14 protein-coding genes and 1 tRNA gene are annotated in these 16143 nt (G+C 67.1%); 12 read left to right on the forward strand and 3 right to left on the reverse strand.

The window, feature by feature from the left end:
* Positions 1 to 83: 83 nt before the first annotated feature.
* Complete coding sequence (locus VGI12_16835) at positions 84 to 2618, forward strand: ABC transporter permease (protein HEY2434343.1); 2535 nt, start codon at positions 84 to 86, stop codon at positions 2616 to 2618.
* A gap of 154 nt (positions 2619 to 2772) precedes the next feature.
* Positions 2773 to 3030, forward strand: coding sequence for a hypothetical protein (locus VGI12_16840; GenBank protein HEY2434344.1), 258 nt, complete (start codon positions 2773 to 2775; stop codon positions 3028 to 3030).
* 725 nt (positions 3031 to 3755) lie between these two features.
* On the opposite strand, the gene VGI12_16845 is transcribed toward VGI12_16840, so the two are convergent.
* Positions 3756 to 3842, reverse strand: a tRNA-Leu gene (locus VGI12_16845).
* A gap of 136 nt (positions 3843 to 3978) precedes the next feature.
* On the opposite strand from VGI12_16845, the gene VGI12_16850 reads away from it, so the two are divergent.
* From VGI12_16850 to VGI12_16860, 3 genes are read left to right on the forward strand one after another with little or no spacing between them, the layout of a single operon-like run.
* Positions 3979 to 4677: an energy transducer TonB gene (locus VGI12_16850; GenBank protein HEY2434345.1), complete on the forward strand. Its 699-nt coding sequence runs from the start codon at positions 3979 to 3981 to the stop codon at positions 4675 to 4677.
* 58 nt (positions 4678 to 4735) lie between these two features.
* Positions 4736 to 5038, forward strand: coding sequence for an antibiotic biosynthesis monooxygenase (locus tag VGI12_16855; protein HEY2434346.1), 303 nt, complete (start codon positions 4736 to 4738; stop codon positions 5036 to 5038).
* A gap of 55 nt (positions 5039 to 5093) precedes the next feature.
* On the forward strand, positions 5094 to 6005 hold the full coding sequence (locus VGI12_16860) for a hypothetical protein (GenBank protein HEY2434347.1): 912 nt from the start codon (positions 5094 to 5096) through the stop codon (positions 6003 to 6005).
* On the opposite strand, the gene VGI12_16865 is transcribed toward VGI12_16860, so the two are convergent.
* Positions 5992 to 7239: an enolase C-terminal domain-like protein gene (locus VGI12_16865; GenBank protein HEY2434348.1), complete on the reverse strand. Its 1248-nt coding sequence runs from the start codon at positions 7237 to 7239 to the stop codon at positions 5992 to 5994. The genes VGI12_16860 and VGI12_16865 overlap by 14 nt on opposite strands.
* Before the next feature lie 68 nt (positions 7240 to 7307).
* Between VGI12_16865 and VGI12_16870 the strand changes: the two genes are divergently transcribed.
* From VGI12_16870 to VGI12_16900, 7 genes are all read left to right on the forward strand, one after another.
* Positions 7308 to 8357 carry a uroporphyrinogen decarboxylase family protein gene (locus VGI12_16870; GenBank protein HEY2434349.1) on the forward strand — a complete coding sequence of 350 codons (1050 nt, stop codon included), beginning with the start codon at positions 7308 to 7310 and terminating at the stop codon, positions 8355 to 8357.
* Positions 8358 to 8363: 6 nt separating this feature from the next.
* Positions 8364 to 9005: a corrinoid protein gene (locus VGI12_16875; protein ID HEY2434350.1), complete on the forward strand. Its 642-nt coding sequence runs from the start codon at positions 8364 to 8366 to the stop codon at positions 9003 to 9005.
* 4 nt (positions 9006 to 9009) lie between these two features.
* Complete coding sequence (locus VGI12_16880; GenBank protein HEY2434351.1) at positions 9010 to 9267, forward strand: virulence factor; 258 nt, start codon at positions 9010 to 9012, stop codon at positions 9265 to 9267.
* 62 nt (positions 9268 to 9329) lie between these two features.
* Positions 9330 to 10979 (forward strand): ASKHA domain-containing protein, encoded by a 1650-nt coding sequence (locus VGI12_16885; protein HEY2434352.1) that lies wholly within the window; start codon positions 9330 to 9332, stop codon positions 10977 to 10979.
* A complete protein-coding gene (locus tag VGI12_16890) occupies positions 10976 to 12199 on the forward strand; it encodes a hypothetical protein (protein HEY2434353.1) in 1224 nt (407 codons plus the stop codon). The genes VGI12_16885 and VGI12_16890 overlap by 4 nt, the downstream gene beginning before the upstream one ends.
* Positions 12196 to 13110 carry a homocysteine S-methyltransferase family protein gene (locus tag VGI12_16895; protein HEY2434354.1) on the forward strand — a complete coding sequence of 305 codons (915 nt, stop codon included), beginning with the start codon at positions 12196 to 12198 and terminating at the stop codon, positions 13108 to 13110. The genes VGI12_16890 and VGI12_16895 overlap by 4 nt, the downstream gene beginning before the upstream one ends.
* Positions 13110 to 13439, forward strand: coding sequence for a hypothetical protein (locus VGI12_16900; protein HEY2434355.1), 330 nt, complete (start codon positions 13110 to 13112; stop codon positions 13437 to 13439). Before VGI12_16895 ends, VGI12_16900 begins: the two co-directional genes overlap by 1 nt.
* A gap of 2 nt (positions 13440 to 13441) precedes the next feature.
* Here the strand turns inward: VGI12_16900 and VGI12_16905 are convergent, their stop codons facing one another.
* Positions 13442 to 16102 (reverse strand): protein kinase, encoded by a 2661-nt coding sequence (locus tag VGI12_16905; GenBank protein ID HEY2434356.1) that lies wholly within the window; start codon positions 16100 to 16102, stop codon positions 13442 to 13444.
* Between the last annotated feature and the right edge of the window lie 41 nt (positions 16103 to 16143).

Consider the following 16143-nt stretch of genomic DNA (forward strand, 5'->3'; position numbering starts at 1 on the left):
TCAAACCCGAGTGGTCGCGCCGTGGCCCAGATCGGCCCTCATCGCTCAACCGAACATAGCCAGTGATAGTGTTTCCCACAGTAATGCCCCTCCGCCAGTGGGTACGCGGCATCATGTGCCGGTCAGCTGAAGACCGCGGGCAAGCTCGTGGGAAGAGAGAGCTGCGCCACGAACTCGACGTGCTCGCGCAGGACCTCCGCTACAACGTCCGGGTCATTCGGCGCGCGGGTCCCCTGTCGATCGCCGTCGTGCTGACTCTCATCGTGGGGCTGGGCATCAACTCGATTGCCTTTTCCCTATTCAACGGTTTGCTGTTCCGTCCGTGGGCAACGCGCGATCCCGATAGCTTCGTGCATGTCTACGCGCGGCCGTCCGGATCGGCGCGTCCCGCGTCGGATGGCCCAGACACGATGGTCACCCTCGAGGACTTCACGGCAATCCGGTCCGACACGCGCACGTTGTCAGCCGTGACGGCGGAGCGGTGGGCGTCGTTCAGGCTCGGCGAGGGCGACGGCGACGGTATTTCGTTACGGGGCGTGTTCGTATCGTGCAATTTCCTTTCGGCGCATCTCGGACCGATGCAGCTCGGGCGCGGGCTGCTCGACAGCGACTGTTCGGGGTCTGGCCGGGAGCCGGTCGTCGTGGTGACGAAACGGGGCTGGAATCGGTATTTCGCCTCCGATCCCAACATCATTGGGCGCACGCTGCGGCTGAATGACAATCTGCTCACGGTCGTTGGCGTCGCACCGGACGATGCGGTCGGCGGTCCGATCGCGGCGATGCTGTACGTCCCGTATACGATGCAGCCCGTCCTGTATGGCCCGACTGACTATTTTCGCGAGCCGGCGGGGCTGCATGCGTGGCTGAACCTTGCTGGGCGACTGGCGCCCGGGCACACGATCAGCCAGGCAGGAGCTGAGCTGGCCGTCATCGCGCGATCGCTTGATCGTCTTCACCCCGGTCGAGCGACCGGCCTGCAAGTCACCGACGGCGCGATCATCCACGAACCCAACACGGTTCGCACGATGCCGCTGCTGTTTGCCCTGTGTGTTGGCACCACCGTGCTGATCCTGTTGATGGTCTGCGCAAACGTCACGACGCTGCTCCTGGCTCGGGCAGTTGCCCGCCGACAGGAAATGGCCATCCGATTGGCGCTTGGCGGCAGCCGTTCGCGACTGCTGCGGCAGCTACTGACCGAGACGATCGCGCTCGCCAGTTTCGCGGGGCTTGGCAGCATCGCGCTCGCCTGCTACGTGCCGCAGTACGTGGCAGAGCGGCTATCGCTCTTTCCGCTGCTGAAAGGATTCGCGCCAGACTGGCATGTCTTTGCCGGCACCCTCGGGCTCGCTCTACTGGCCGGGTGCGTTGCGGGTGTCTCGCCGGCGATGGAGACGCTGAGGGTCGATATCATCACGGCGTTGAGGGGCGCCGGAAGCGGCGGCGGTCCCGCAGTTAGCCCGACGCTCCGCGGAACGCTGATCGCCAACCAGCTTTCGATCAGCCTGGCGCTCCTCATCGTCATCGGGGTGATCGTGCGGACGCAGGATCGGCTCGTCCATACCACGCTCGACTACGACGCCAACGCGACGATCGTCACCACAGTCGACTTGTCGCACTCCGGCTACTCTGGCCCCTTGGCGCGCGCGTTCTACGACCGGCTGGTGCCCAGTCTCCAGGCGTTACCGAGCGTCCGCGCGGTGGCCCTCGCCAGCCCGCCTCCGTTTAGCGGCATGCCGCGGACGTCCTTTTCACTGGACACGGCCCCCGGCCGTACGCTCGTCGCCTCCTTCCGCTGCGTCACGCCGGAATACTTCGCGGTGACGGGCGTACACGTGCTGGCGGGACGTCTGTTCTCCGACCTCCAGGCACGAACACCGGCGCAGGTCATGCCGATCGTCGTTTCGGACTCGTTTGCGCGGACCTTCTTTCGAGGTGTCGAGGCTGTTGGCGGACGTATCCGCTTCGGCAACGACGACCTGGCCCAGATTGTCGCCGTCGTCCGGGACACGTCGAGCCTACGGCCGACCGAGCCCGACGAGCCAATGATCTATCAGCCGATCTACAGCGCCGAACTCACGAGCCTCGCGCCGGTGCTTAGGGTTGACGGGGACCCGCGGCCGGTGATGCAAGGCATTCGCGCGGAGGTGCTGAGGCTCGATCAGAAGTCGTCCGCGCGTCCGGAGACGGTCGCCATGATAATCGCGGGCGCCGCCGGCCGATACGACGCGGTGATCGACGTCATCGCAATTCCGGCAATGCTGGCACTTTTCCTCTCGGTGATTGGCATCTACGGCCTGACGGCGTTCGCCGCCGCCCAGCGGACGCACGAGATGGGCGTGCGCGTCGCGCTCGGCGCAAGCCGGCGCGACATCGTCGTCCTGTTCTTCTGGTCGTTGCGCTGGCCGTTCGTGTTCGGGGTGGCTGGCGGATGCGTGTGCGCGGGCATTTGCGTCGCGATCCTGAGATCGGTCAACGTCTTGGCGAACGGTTCTTCGCTCGAGCCGTCTGCGTACGGCCTGTCGATCGTCGTGCTGCTGTTCACCGCAAGTGTCGCCACGCTGCTACCCGCAATTCGCGCGGCCCGCGGTGAACCATGGTCGAGCTTGCGAGACCATTAAAACATCGCAGGCGTCCGTCGCGGGCGTAGGCGGACTGCCACAGCCTCGGCTGCATGACCAGCTCACGAGGTCTCGCAGTGAGTGAGACAGTGGCAGACGTCGCGGGAAGTGCCACAGCGGTGCACTTTGGTGCAACGTGGTGTAAAATGATGTTATGGCTATCGTCGAAAAACGCGTCAGGCAGAGCGTCACGCTGCCGGCGCGCGTCGTCCGTCGGGTGAAATCGCTGGCAAAAACCAACGGCACAAGCGCCAACCGCATCATCGTCGAACTCATCGAGTCCGGTATCGAAGCCCGGCACCAGGAAAGGAAACGCTTCATCGACTTGGCGGACCGTTTGGCACGTTCACGCGATCCGGAAGAGCAGAGCCGCCTCAAGGAAGAACTCGCCGTCATGACCTTTGGCGAGTGATGCCCCGGATCCAGTGGAGCGGTACCTCCGGCGCTCCGCGACCATCTTTTTGAACGACTCCGTGAGCGCAAGATCACCGCAGAAGACCTCTATCAGCTGAAGCTGTGGAGAGAATCGAATCCGGACGCCCCGGACGGAGCCTGGTACAAGGACTTCGGCTCATTCAAGATCTGTCGCGAAGGAAGATTTCCCAAGACGTTCTTGCTGGCGAGCCACGCTGCCAAGGGGCAGGAACTCTGAGGTAGCTGAACGGTCATAACCCAGTCATTCCAAGGCCGAATGCTGGCGCTTATGAAGTGACATGAATCGTCGAATCGCACTTCACTGAAGGCGTCGAACTGTCGTCGCGTGTGTCGTGTTGCCGCGCCGATCCCCGCCAACACAGCTGCCACGGCAAAGCGTGTGAACACGCGTGTCGGAGAGCGGTTGTCGTCCGCGTGCGCCGCGCTGCGCGACGAGCCGGGCTCGACAACACCGGCCCGCACATTCTCCGACACACGTTCTGTTCGCACCTCTCCATGCGCGGAGCACCGGCGCGAGCAATTCAAGAGCTCGCCGGCCATCGAGATTTGATGACCACACCAGCGCTACATGCATCTCAGCGCGGCGGCTCTCGATCAGGCGATTCGCTTGCTGGAAGCCCCGAGGGCGACGCGCATGGCTGGAGACATTCTGGAGACGGGGCAGGTCGGTGAGACGAACTCGAACCGATAGAAGCAGTTAGTTGGTGCGGAAGAAAGGATTTGAACCTTCACTGCCTTGCGGCAACAAGCTCCTGAGGCTTGCGCGTCTGCCAGTTCCGCCACTTCCGCACGAAGGGGGCACGACCGTCTGGAATCACCAATTCTAGCCGATCAGCGGGCGCGAGTCGAGCACCGCCGGCCGAATCGGATCCGGCAGCGTCTTAGCCGCATGGACCGCCGCGCGTGGACAGGGCCAGGCCTTTCCGTGTTCCTGCACCTCGCGCTGCTGGGGATCCTGGTTTACGCCGCGCTGGACGCGTCGCGCCTCGCGGCGACCGCCGTCGACGCGTCGATACCGGCGCGCATCGTCTATAGAGTGGCCGCCGGCTCACGTGTCGGCGGCGACGGGGATCCGACCCCGACGATGCCCCGGCGCGCGCCGCTGCGTAGAGCGACGCCGATCGCTTTGGTGCCGCCGCCCACACTCACGCCCACCGATCCGCCGCCGGTCGCGCCGGTGCCGGCCATCGTCGAAGAGAGCGTCGCTGTGCTGCCCGGCGCGCCGACGCCGATCGACGGCGCGGCGCCCGGCAAGGGTGCCGGCCCGGATGGCCGCGGCGGCCGCGGCGACGGCATCGGGCCCGGCGACGGACCTGGCGCCGGCGACGTGTTCACGCCGGGCGTCGGAGGAGTGAGCGATCCGATCCTGGTGCGCGAAGTGCGGCCCAACTACACCGTCGATGCGATGCGCGCCAAGATTCAGGGGGTAGTCATCATGGACATCGTGGTCCGCGCCGACGGCACCGTCGAGGCGAGCCGCATCCGCATCACCCGGTCGCTCGATCCCGGTCTCGACCGCGAGGCGATCGCCGCCGTGCGTCAGTGGCGGTTCCGGCCAAGCCGCCTGCTCGCGCAACCGGTCGCGTCGCGGGTGATCGTCGAGCTTGCCTTCACGCTTCGCTAGCGTCCAATGCCACCGCGGCGCTCCCGCCGGCGCGGCGGCCGTGCTATAACCTGCGCCCATGCTGGTCGTCCTCTTTCGATCCAGGCTCGTGCCGGAGCCAGATGGCTACGCCGAAATGGCGCAGGAGATGTTCGAGACGGCGCGATCGATGCCCGGCTTCGTCGACGTGAAGGCGTTCACCGCGGCCGACGGCGAGCGGTTGACGCTCGTCTGGTGGCAGGACGAGGAGACGCTGCGCGCCTGGCGGCTGCACGCGCGACATCTCGTCGCGCAGAAGACCGGACGCGAGCGCTGGTACCAGCACTACACGCTCGAAGTCGCCGAGATCGTCCGCAGCAAGCAGTTTTCGCGGCCCGCCTGACCCCAGGCCGTCCCACTGCCGGTCCCAGGCGTCAGCGCGGTGTAGAGTCTGTCGCATGCTTGCACGCGTCCTGGAGATCACGCCCACAGTCGCCGGCATGTGCGGCGCAGGCCTGGTCGTACTCGTCATCGGCCTGCTGGCCGCGAAGCACGAGGTCGCTCGCGCCAGCGGCCTCGATTCGATCGTCGCGCTGGCCAACGTCTGCGTCGCGGTGCCGCTGGCGGTCTTCGGCGCGCTGCACTTGTTCGGCGTGCGATTCGTCCTCCCGCTCGTACCCCGCTACATGCCGGGGCGTCTCTTCTGGGCGTACCTCGTCGGCGTGGCGCTGATGGCGGCATCCCTGAGCATCGCGACACGCGTGGCGGTGCGCTGGTCGGGGCTGCTGTTCGGCCTCACGATGTTCCTGTTCGTCGCGATGATCCACTTCCCGGGAGCGCTGCGGACGCCGCACGACCGGATTATCTGGATGATCGTATTTCGCGAGATGTCGTTCGGCGGCGCCGGCTGGCTCCTCGCTGGCTGCGCCATGGCGGCGAGGCGCGAGCCCGGCTGGCGCGGCTTGATTGCGGTCGGTCGTGTCTGCGCCATCGCGGCGCTGCTGGTGTTCGGCGTCGAGCACTTCCTTCATCCGCTGGGCATGCCAGGCGTTCCGCTCGCGAAGGAGATGCCGTCATGGGTTCCGGCGCGGCCCCTGATCGACTACGTGACCGGCGCTGCGCTCCTCGCCGCGGCGGCGAGCGTGTTGACGACGCGGACGCGCACGGTGGCTGCCGCGGCCGGCGGCTGGCTCCTGCTCCTGCTCCTCGTCATCTACGTCCCCGTGATGATCGCCGCGCTGTCCAATCCGGGTGTCGGCGTCCAGCTCGAGGGCGTCAATTACTTCGCCGACACGCTGCTGTTCACCGGAGTCCTTCTCGCGCTGGCGCGCGCGGCAGGAGGCATCCTCGATCGCCCTACCAGTGGGTGAGAGATCCGTCAGGCCGCCGGTAGAGATTCTTGCGCCCGGGCTCAGTCACTTCGCCGACGAGCGTCAGGCGCTCGAGATCGACCGTCACGCCGAGGCCGGGCCGCTGGTTGAAGTAGGCCTTGCCGTTCTTGAAATCGAGGCACTCCGGCAGATAGTCGATCGGGCGGCCGCCGTAGTTGTATTCGAGGAGGACCGGACCTGAGAATGTCGACAGGCAGTTGACCAGCGCCGCCGTCGCCACCGGGCCGGTGAAGTGCGGGACGATCCCGACGGCGTGCGTTTCGCAGAGCGAGGCGATCTTCATCAGCTCGGTGATGCCGCCCACGTTGGGCAGCGTGCAGCGGACGAAGTCGACGTCGTGGTTCTCGACCAGCCGGTTGAAGTCCCAGCGCAGGCCCCACTCCTCGCCGTGCGTGAGCGGCACCGTCGTCTGCTGCCGAAGCTTGGGGATGTCCTGGAGCGCGTGCTCGTCGCGCACCGGGTCCTCGACGAAGAAGGGGTCGTAGGCCTCGATTGCCTTGCAGAGACGGAGGGCGTCGTTCAGCTCGAAGCGCTGGTGGAAGTCGATGCACCAGTTGCCGTCCGGTCCGACGCCGTCGCGCACGTCACGGCATTCCTGCGCGGCGCGCTGCACGAACGCGCGCGTGTCGTAGACGTCGCCGGGGGGGACGTCGACCGGCGTCATCCGGAACGCGCGATAGCCGGCTTCCATCGTCGCGCGCGCGCGCTCCTTGAGACTCAGACGCGCGCCGGATGGTGTGTCCGGCGGCACGGCGCCGCCTGTCGCGTAGCACTCGCAGTAGTTGCGCGCCGGTCCGCCGAGCAGTTGATGCACCGGTACTCCCAGCGCCTTGCCCTTGATGTCCCAGAGCGCCAGATCGAGGGCGCCGAGCGCGTGCGCCTTCTCGCGGCCTGGCGGATAGAACCAGGCGATGTAGGCTTCCTGCCAGATCGACTCGGTGTTGAAGGGATTCTGGCCGATCAGCGTGCCGGCGACCTGCTCGAGCGTATCCTTCGATCCGCCTTCGCCGATCCCGGTGAGACCGGCGTCGGTTTCGACGGTGACGAGCATGTTGCTCTGATTGAAGAGTGGATTGAAGCCGGGCGGGCGGTAGATCCGGACGCGCGTGATCTTCGCCGTCGGCGGGTTGGTCGTCGATCGAGCCGGCAGCCGCGGCGCGAGGCCAAGCGCAGACGCCGCACCGCCGGTCTTGAGGAACGTGCGCCGGTCCATGCGATCGGCTGCATCATGCCGCCCGGCGGGTGCCGCGTCAAGGGCGCCGCGCATATAATGCTGGCTTCATGACACCGGAGCAGTGGGACATCTTCAAGCGGGCGGCCCGGCGCGAAAAGCTCGACAAGGTGCCGATGGCCCTCATCGTCGACAGCCCGTGGATTCCGGGATACCTCGGAATCAAGCACATGGACTACTACCTCGACCCGCGCCTGTGGTTCGACGCGAACCTCAAGATCATGCGCGAGTTCCCGGACGTGATCATGGTGCCCTCCTGGTGGATGGAGTACGGCATGGCCGCCGAGCCGTCGGTGCTCGGCGCGAAGATCAAGTTCTGGCAGGACAACACGCCGAGTGAGTACCACACGCTCTACCGGCTGGAAGACATCGACGAATTCCCCGAGTACGAAGTCGAGGCGGACGCCTTCGCCGCCATGACCCTGCACCGCATCGGCATGCACCGGCAGGAGATCCTCGACCACGGCTACATCCTGCCGATGGTCACCTCGCGCGGGCCGCTGTGCACGGCCGGCTTCGTCCGCAGCACGACGAACCTGATGGTGGAGCTCGTCGAGAACCCGGACGGCTGCCACAAGCTGATCGACCTCTGCACGCGCGTCATCATCGACTGGCTCAAGGCGCAGCACAAGGTGATGGGCGACACCGTCGAAGGCATCTTCATCCTCGACGACATCGTCGGCTTCATCAACGAAGATCACTACATGGAGTTCGCGCATCCGTATCTGAAGCGGATCTGCGATGCGTTCCCGAAGGACTGGGTGAAGCTCTATCACAACGACGCCGAAGTCGACGCCTGCCTGAACCATCTGCCCGACGCCGGCTTCAACGTGCTCAACTGGGGCAAGCAGAAGGACATCCGCGAAGTGAAGCAGCGCGTCGGCGATCGGATGTGCCTGATGGGCAACGTCAATCCGCTCGAGATCGCGGTGCGCGGCACGCCCGAGGAAGTCCGCGACGCCACCCTCGACGTGCTCGAGGGATCGGGCGGCGAAGGGATCATCCTTTCGGTGGGCGGCGGCGTGTCCCCCGGCATGCCTCGAGAGAACATCCTCGCGATGCTCGCGGCGCTCGCAGAGTTCAACACGAGCCGGGTGTAGGGGACCATGCCTGACTACGCGTTGATGAATCAGTACCTCTACGAGGGCAACGCCAAAGAGGTCGAGCAGCGGACGAAGGACGCCCTCGCGGACGGACGTCCGGTGAATGAAGTGCTGATTGAGGGCCTGATCGCCGGGATGAGCGTCGTCGGCGAAGACTTCAAGCACAACGTGCTCTACGTCCCTGAAGTGCTGATCGCCGCCCGCGCGATGAAGGCCGGCATGGCTGTGCTCAAACCGCTCCTGAGCGCGAAGGACAGCGCCGTGGAACGGCTGGGCACGCTGCTGATGGGCACCGTGCGCGGCGATCTCCATGACATCGGCAAAAATCTCGTCTGCATGATGGCCGAGGGCGCCGGCTTCGAAGTCGTCGACATCGGCGTCGATCAGAGCGTCGAGAAGTTCATGGCGGCGGCCGAGAAGTGCCAGCCGGTGATCATCGGTATGAGCGCGCTCCTCACGACGACGATGACCTACATGAAGACGGTCATCGACGGCTTCGAGACGGCGGGCAAGGGGCACATCAAGATGGCGGTGGGCGGCGCGCCGATCAGCCAGATGTTCGCCGACGAGATTGGCGCCGACGGCTACGGTCAGAACGCCTCGGCGGCAGTCGACCTGTTCCTGCGGCTCGCCAGGCGGTCCTGACGCCGTGGCCACCTACACGATCCTCTACTGGCAGGAAATCCCGTCGCAGCTCAAGGTCGAGGACGATCTCGACGAGGTGACGCTGCCGCTCGATCCGCGCTTCATGGAGCGGATCGATCAGCTCGCCGCGCAGCGCGGGCTGCAGGGCACCGACGACTACCTCGCGCAGTGGCGCTGGAGCGATCCTCAGGAGCGCGCGGGTACGGCCGAGGAGGTCGCGCAGGCCGTCAAGCAGGAGCTCGAAGCCGAAGAGAGTGTCTAGTCACAGGCGCTCGGCCATCCGCGACACCAGCCCGCCCGACGGGCCAAGCCGCTCGGATCATCATGCCGGTCACGCTCACGGTTAACGGTCACCGCATCGAGACACCGGTGGGCGTGTCGATCTTCACCGCCGCCGAACAGGCCGGCGTCCGCATCCCGACCTCTTGCGTCACTCAGGGCAAATGCAAGGAATGCGTCGTCGAAATCACACACGGGATGGAGCGGCTGTCGCCGCCGACCGAGTGCGAGCGGCATCTCGACGCCCGCGCCAGGTTCCGGCTGTCGTGCCAGTGCTGCATTGCCGTGGACGGCGGCAGTGTGGAGTGCCACACGATGCGCCGCGGCCAGATGCGCATCGAGCGGAAGGCGCTCGACCTCCCGGCCAGCCACCAGACGACGGCGCTCGATCCCGCCGTCGTACGCGACGGCGGGCGTGTCGTCGACGCCTCGACCGGTGGCGAGATCGCCCGCGCGGCCGGCCCCATCCACGGCCTTGCGATCGATCTCGGCACCACCACGGTGGTGGTGCGGCTGATCGATCTCGAGAGCGGTGAGCAGGTCGCCGACACCTCGTTCGAGAACCCGCAGCGCTTCGGCGGGTCGGACGTCATGTCGCGGATCCACTACGACACCGAGCATCCGGGCCGGCTGCTGATGCGGACGCTGGCCGGTTATCTGAGCCATGCGATTGCCGACTTGCCGGTCAACCCGCTGACCATCTACGAGGTCGTGCTGGCCGGCAACTCGACGATGCGCGATCTGTTCTTCCGGCAGAGCGTCTACACCATCGGCCAGAACCCCTATCGATCGATCACCGAGATCGATTTGGCCGAGGGGCGGCGCACCACGACCAGTCTGACGACGACCGGCAGGCGCAGCCTGCTGCCGATCCACCCGAACGCGCGCGTCTACGGCCTGCCGATCATCAGCGGCCACGTCGGCGCCGACGCCGCCGCGTGTCTGTTGGCCGCCGATCTCGCGCACGAGGATCGCCTCGTCGCCATCATGGACATCGGCACCAACACGGAACTGCTCCTCGGCAATCGTCACCGCATTCTTGCGGCGTCGTGTCCGGCGGGGCCCGCCTTCGAAGGGGGCGCGATCTCGTGCGGCATGCCGGGCCTGGACGGGGCGATTGAAGACGTTGCGATCGACGAGGACGGGGCATTCCGGCTGGGCGTCATCGGCGGAGGTCCACCGGAGGGCATCTGCGGTTCGGGATTGGTCGATCTGCTGAGCGAACTGCTCAGGACCGGCCGCATGAACACGATGGGCCGCTTCGAGGATGGTGTGGAGCGGGTCACGCTCGACGCCGGCCGCAACGTCTTCCTGCTCGAGCAGGACGTGAACGAGCTGGCGCAGGCGAAGGGGGCCAACATCGCCGGCCTGCAGGTCGTGTTCAGCCAATACGGCATCCAGTTCGACGACGTGGCCGTGTTCTATCTGGCTGGCGGCTTCGGGCGCCATCTGAAGAAGGCCGCGTCCAGGCGCATCGGGCTCATTCCCGATATCGCCGACGCGAAGATCGCGCAGGTGGGCAACGCGTCGCTCGAGGGGGCGACGATCGCGCTCGTGTCGCGCACACGGCGTCAGGAGCTCGAAGCGCTGGTCAAGCGCGTGGAGCACTGCCGCCTCGAGACGCATCCGTCGTTTTTCGATTTCTTCGTGGACGGCTGCCAGTTCGCCCCTGCGGGCCATCGGGTGACCGGGTGATCGAGTTTGCGGACCGCGTGCCGGATGTCGGCGTGCAGCCGGCCGAATACATCCGATTGCTCGGATATCCGCGGGGCTGGGTGCTCGAGGGGCGGGCGCGGGAGCTTGCCGACTGGGCGCGCGAGTGGTATGCCGCGCACGGCCGGCCGTGGACGTATGCGCGCATGGTCGATCACCTTCGACTGGATGGCGGTGTGGTGGTCCTCGACGGCGCGAGATTCCACAGCAGCCGGCTGACGGCGACGCTGGCGGGCGCTGCGGCCGACCGGGCGTTCCTGGTGGCGGTCGGCGCCGGTCCGGAGCTCGAGGCGGAAGCGCAGGTCCGCTGGCAGGACGGCAAGCCCGACGAGTATTTCTTCCTGGAAATCTACGGATCGGCGGTCGTCGAGCAGCTGGTGACGATGACAGGGGCGCGGCTCTGCGCCTGGGCCGATGGGGAGCACGCCGCGGTGCTGCCGCACTACAGCCCAGGCTATCCCGAATGGACGATCGAGGAGCAGGGGAGTCTGCTCGATCTGATCCGCGCGCCACAGCCGTCCGCGGTGCCGCTGGATGCGTTCGAGACCGGGATGCTGCGCCCGAAGAAATCACTCCTCGCCGTGTTCGGCGTGACACGCCACGTCGAGAGGGTGCGGCCGCTGACCGAGCTGAGCCCGTGCGAGAGCTGCTCGTACGCCGCGTGTCAGTATCGCCGGGCGCCGTACCGCCGGGCGCGGAGACCGGCGCCATCCGAGCTGCCGTTCGTGACCGACGCCGACGTCAATCCGTTGAGCGCCGGCGCGAGCTACACCGTCAGCGTCAAGGCGCTGCAGCGCTGGAGCCAGGAGCGCCTGACGATCGAGACGCGCGGCGACGGCAGCGTCGCGGCGGTGTTTCGCTACGAAGGGACGACCTGCACCAACATGGGACGGCCGCTGCAGTTCCACTATCATGTGAAGCTCGGGCGGCGTGAAGACGGCTACCCGATTCTGGAACAGTCGTGCGGACCGGCGGCGGGCGACACCGGTCACCTGGCCATGTGCCGCTACATCAGCGATCGCGACGAGCTGATGGCGGCGATTGCCACGGAGTCTCCCCTCCATGGCCGGCCGCTCGACGACGTCGTCCGCTGGGCGCGGACGGCCAGTCCAGCCGGCTGCTACTGCGAGGCGGAGAGCCGCCAGCACAAGTGGGGACTGGTGCTCGAAACGATTCATTTTGCATTGGCGAAGCATCTGTGAAGAAGAAGCTGCTCGAGGCAATCAAGGAACGGCCGCTGCTCGGGGACGGCGCGATGGGCACCCAGTTGATGTTCGCCGGGCTCGAGCAGGGGCGCTCGGGCGAAGCGTGGAACCTGACGCATCCCGACCGTGTGCTGGCGATTCAGCGTCGATACGTCGACGCCGGATCCGAGTGCCTCCTCACCAATACGTTCGGCGGCAGCCGCATCATGCTCAACCGACACGGCATCGCCGACGATGTCAGGGCGGTCAACGCCGCCGCCGTCGCGATCGCGCGCGAGGCGTTCGCCGGCCGCGACGGCTATGTCATCGGCGACATCGGCCCGTTCGGCGGCCTGATGGAGCCGTATGGCGACTTCACCGAGACACAGGTGCGCGAGGCGTTCCGCGAGCAGGCGACAGCGCTCGTCGAGGCCGGCGCCGACGCCGTCATCATCGAGACACAAACCTCGCTCGAGGAATTGCGCCTCGGCCTGATGGCCGCGCGTGAAGCCGGCGCCGCGTGCGTCATCGGGTCGATGGCCTACGACGTCACGCTCGACGGCTCGACGTTCCGGACGATGATGGGCATCGATCCCGAGCGCGCCGCGGAAGACATGCAGCAGCACGGCGCCGACATCGTGGCGCTCAACTGCGGCACCGGGATGGACATGGAACGCGCCCGCCAGGCGGTCCTGCGCTATCTCAAGGTCACCGGTCTGCCGATCATGGCGCAGCCCAACGCCGGGCAGCCCAAGCTCGTGGACATGAAAGTCGTCTACGATGAGACGCCGTCGCAGATGGTGGCGGGGGTCGTGCCTCTGCTCCAGGCCGGCGCCAGCATCATCGGCGGCTGCTGCGGCAGCACACCCGATCACATTCGCGCCTTCCGCGAGGCGATGGATCAGTTCCGGACGACGAAGGCCCACTGATGAAACAGCGTTTGTGCGAGGTCAACGCGGCGGCGGTCACCAGGCTGCCGCAGCTCACCGACGACAAGTCCGGCATTGGCGTGCACTACGTCGACGCCTACCTCAAGCCGATGAACGGGAAGCTCGAGGACGGCACGCCGGTCAAGTGCAAGCGGAAGGGCTTGAAGATCGTCCTGTCGGTCGGCCTGAAGAAGGGCGAAGGGCTGATGCGCCGGCTGGCGGTGAGCGCCGATCCGATCGGCATGCTCGACGCGGCGCTGCAGGAAGCGGCGAAGGGCGCAGGCGTGGATCTCAGCGTCGAAGACGGCGCGATGTTCATCGCCTCGTAGCGCTACTGACGGCCGTTCCAGTTCGTGATCACGTCGAGCGTGGGAACGCTCTCGCCGACGACGCGGTTGACGATGAACTTCGTCCCGTCCCTGCTGACGTCGTACTCGTACGTGCCGTAGATGATGGGATTGGGATCGGTGACGAGCTTCATCTCGAAGCGGATTTCCGGCGTGCCGAAGGCCGGCGTGCTGCCCGGCGTCACGCTCGCCGACATCAGCGTTGCCCCGGCGGCATAGTAGATCTCCCTTCCGTCGGCGCGCCAGCGTCGAAATCGGCCGCCGTGCTGCGAGACGCGCATCGGCGGGCCGGGTTCGGGAAAGTGCTGGACGTACACCTCCAAGGCGCCCGACCGATCGCTCGAGTAGGCGAGCCAATGGCCATCGGGCGAGAGCCGTCCCTCGGGATTGTTGGCCCGGTTCTGCAGCAATGGCGTCGCCTTCGAGGCGTCACCCACGGGCATGCTCCAGATGTCGAACAGGGCGTCGCCTGTTTGCACGAAGAGGAAGGTCTTGCCGTCGGGCGTCCACGCGACGGGCTTGACGAGCGCCGTCGGCCTCGACAACAGCACCGCCGCTTCGGCGGCGCCGCTCGCCGGGACGGTCATGATCGCAAACTGGGTGGCTGACGGCGGCGGCTCCTGGTGAAGGAATGCCGCCGTTGCCGCATCGGGCGACCGGAGATTGTGGGTGCCGGCCAGCTTGGTCACGACGGTCGCCGCGCCGGTCGCCGCGTCAATGGCCCACAGCCACGGCCTGTTCTCGCCGCGCCGGGTGAGGAACTGCCGTCCGTCGGGCGCAAGCTCGACGCCGGACTGACCGTTGGCAGGCTCACCGATCGTGCCGACGACGCGGCCGTCGCGGCTGACCGCGTTGAATTGCGCCATCTGCTCGATGGGACCGAAATTAGCGACGACGCCAGACGGGGATGAAGACCAGGCGTCCCGTCCGAGGCGGTCGCCGGATCGCGATCGGGCGATCGCGATTTCGTCGCCGGTGAGCGTGCCACTGGGCAACTGCATTCGCTGGGCCCGAAGCCAGTGGTCGTCGCGGGTCGAAAGCAGGAAGCCGTTCGCGTATTCGCCGCCGTAGCGGCCGGGATAGAAGGCGAGTGGTTTGTCGGGCGCCTCGAGCGACACCAGCCGCAGTCCGCTGGCGCCGGTCGACCAGACGAAGTACAGGAGGTAGCCGCCGCGAATCCACGAGGGCCAACGATGTCCCTGTTCGTTCTGCAGCGTCGTTAGGGCCGTCGGCGTGCCGCCGATCGCGGCGACGCGATAGAGCGGCCCGGTCGAGACCATGTTGAAGACGATCGTGCCGTCGTCAAGCCACGTGCCGCCGCGCGCCGACGGCGCGTCGCAGATGACGACAGGCGGGTCGTCGCCGATGGCGCGGAGCCGCATGAGTTTTCCCTCACCCTTCGCGAAGAACGCGATCGTGGTGCCGTCGGGGGACCAGAACGGGTTGTCCGCGTCGTTGGTGCCTGGCAGCTCTCGAGCCTCTGGCGACGAGAGCTGGCGCAGCCACAACATCCGCTCCGTGCCGTCGCCGTGCTGGGCGACGAACGCGATCGACCGGCCGTCGGGGGACACCGCGGCGGAGCTCGCGAACTGCTGGCCTCTGGGCGGGACGAGCGCGAGCCGCGCCTCCGTGGACGCCGTCGTGGGGCGCGATCGGCCCAGGAGATACGCGCCGGTCACCGCGGCGGCGACGAATACGAGTACGAGCGCGCCGGCGGCCAGCCCCCACGCCCGCGGCCGGCGGCGATCGCCGGCCACTTCGGCTGCCGCGCGCCGTGCGCCCGACGACGCCCCCGACAGCGAGCCGCGCGCTTCTTCGATGTCGAGCCGCGCATCGCCGATGTCGCGCAGCCGCGTGCGCGGATCCTTCTCGAGGCAGCGCTGCAGGAGCCGAAGCAGTGGCGGCGGCGTCTTGCGCGGCAGCGCCTCCCAGTCGGGCGTCTCGCGCAGAATGCCGGCGAGCGTGTCATGGGTTGACGCGCCGGCGAACGGCCGGCGGCCGGTCAGCATCTCGAAGATCACGACGCCGAAGGCCCACACATCGGCGCTGCGCGTGACGGGCTCGCCGCGCGCCTGTTCCGGACTCATGTAGGCCGGCGTGCCGACGATCAGGCCCGCTTCGGTTGCGCCTGTGGCGGTCGCCGCCTCATGGGCGGGCGCGTCGGGCGTCAGGGCCTTGGCGAGACCGAAGTCGAGTACCTTGACGCGTCCGTCGGGCCGAATCTTGATGTTGGCCGGCTTCAGATCGCGGTGGATGATGCCGCGCTCGTGCGCCGCGTCGAGCGCGTCGGCGATCTGGCGCGCGATCGTGAGCGCCTCGTCGAGACCGAGCGGTCCGGCAGCGATGCGGTCGCACAGCGTTGGCCCTTCGACCAGCTCGAGGACGATCGCGTGGATGCCGCTCGATTCTTCCCATCCGTAAATCGCGCCGACGTTGGGGTGGTCGAGCGAGGCGAGCAGCCGTGCCTCGCGCGCCAGCCGCGTGAGCGCCGCGCGGTCGCGTTCGAGCTCCGGCGGGAGTACCTTCAGCGCGACATCGCGGTCCAGGTGCGTGTCGCGGGCGCGATAGACCTCGCCCATGCCGCCTGCGCCGAGCGCACCGGTAATCTCGTACGGACCCAATCGGGTTCCGCCGCTGAGCGTCATCGTGTGAGGATGAGTCTAGATCAGGGCGGACACCGCTGACC

This window comes from Vicinamibacterales bacterium (assembly GCA_036496585.1).
In the GTDB taxonomy this organism is placed as follows: Bacteria; Acidobacteriota; Vicinamibacteria; order Vicinamibacterales; family 2-12-FULL-66-21; genus JAICSD01.

Excerpts from the sequence above, each read along its gene's own strand:
- VGI12_16900 (HEY2434355.1), top strand. The coding sequence starts at position 13,110 with ATGAAACAGCGTTTGTGCGAGGTCAACGCGGCGGCGGTCACCAGGCTG.
- VGI12_16840 (HEY2434344.1), top strand. The coding sequence starts at position 2,773 with ATGGCTATCGTCGAAAAACGCGTCAGGCAGAGCGTCACGCTGCCGGCG.
- VGI12_16885 (HEY2434352.1), top strand. The coding sequence starts at position 9,330 with ATGCCGGTCACGCTCACGGTTAACGGTCACCGCATCGAGACACCGGTG.
- VGI12_16835 (HEY2434343.1), top strand. The coding sequence starts at position 84 with ATGCCCCTCCGCCAGTGGGTACGCGGCATCATGTGCCGGTCAGCTGAA.
- VGI12_16875 (HEY2434350.1), top strand. The coding sequence starts at position 8,364 with ATGCCTGACTACGCGTTGATGAATCAGTACCTCTACGAGGGCAACGCC.
- VGI12_16855 (HEY2434346.1), top strand. The coding sequence starts at position 4,736 with ATGCTGGTCGTCCTCTTTCGATCCAGGCTCGTGCCGGAGCCAGATGGC.
- VGI12_16870 (HEY2434349.1), top strand. The coding sequence starts at position 7,308 with ATGACACCGGAGCAGTGGGACATCTTCAAGCGGGCGGCCCGGCGCGAA.
- VGI12_16865 (HEY2434348.1), bottom strand. The coding sequence starts at position 7,239 with ATGGACCGGCGCACGTTCCTCAAGACCGGCGGTGCGGCGTCTGCGCTT.
- VGI12_16860 (HEY2434347.1), top strand. The coding sequence starts at position 5,094 with ATGCTTGCACGCGTCCTGGAGATCACGCCCACAGTCGCCGGCATGTGC.
- VGI12_16905 (HEY2434356.1), bottom strand. The coding sequence starts at position 16,102 with ATGACGCTCAGCGGCGGAACCCGATTGGGTCCGTACGAGATTACCGGT.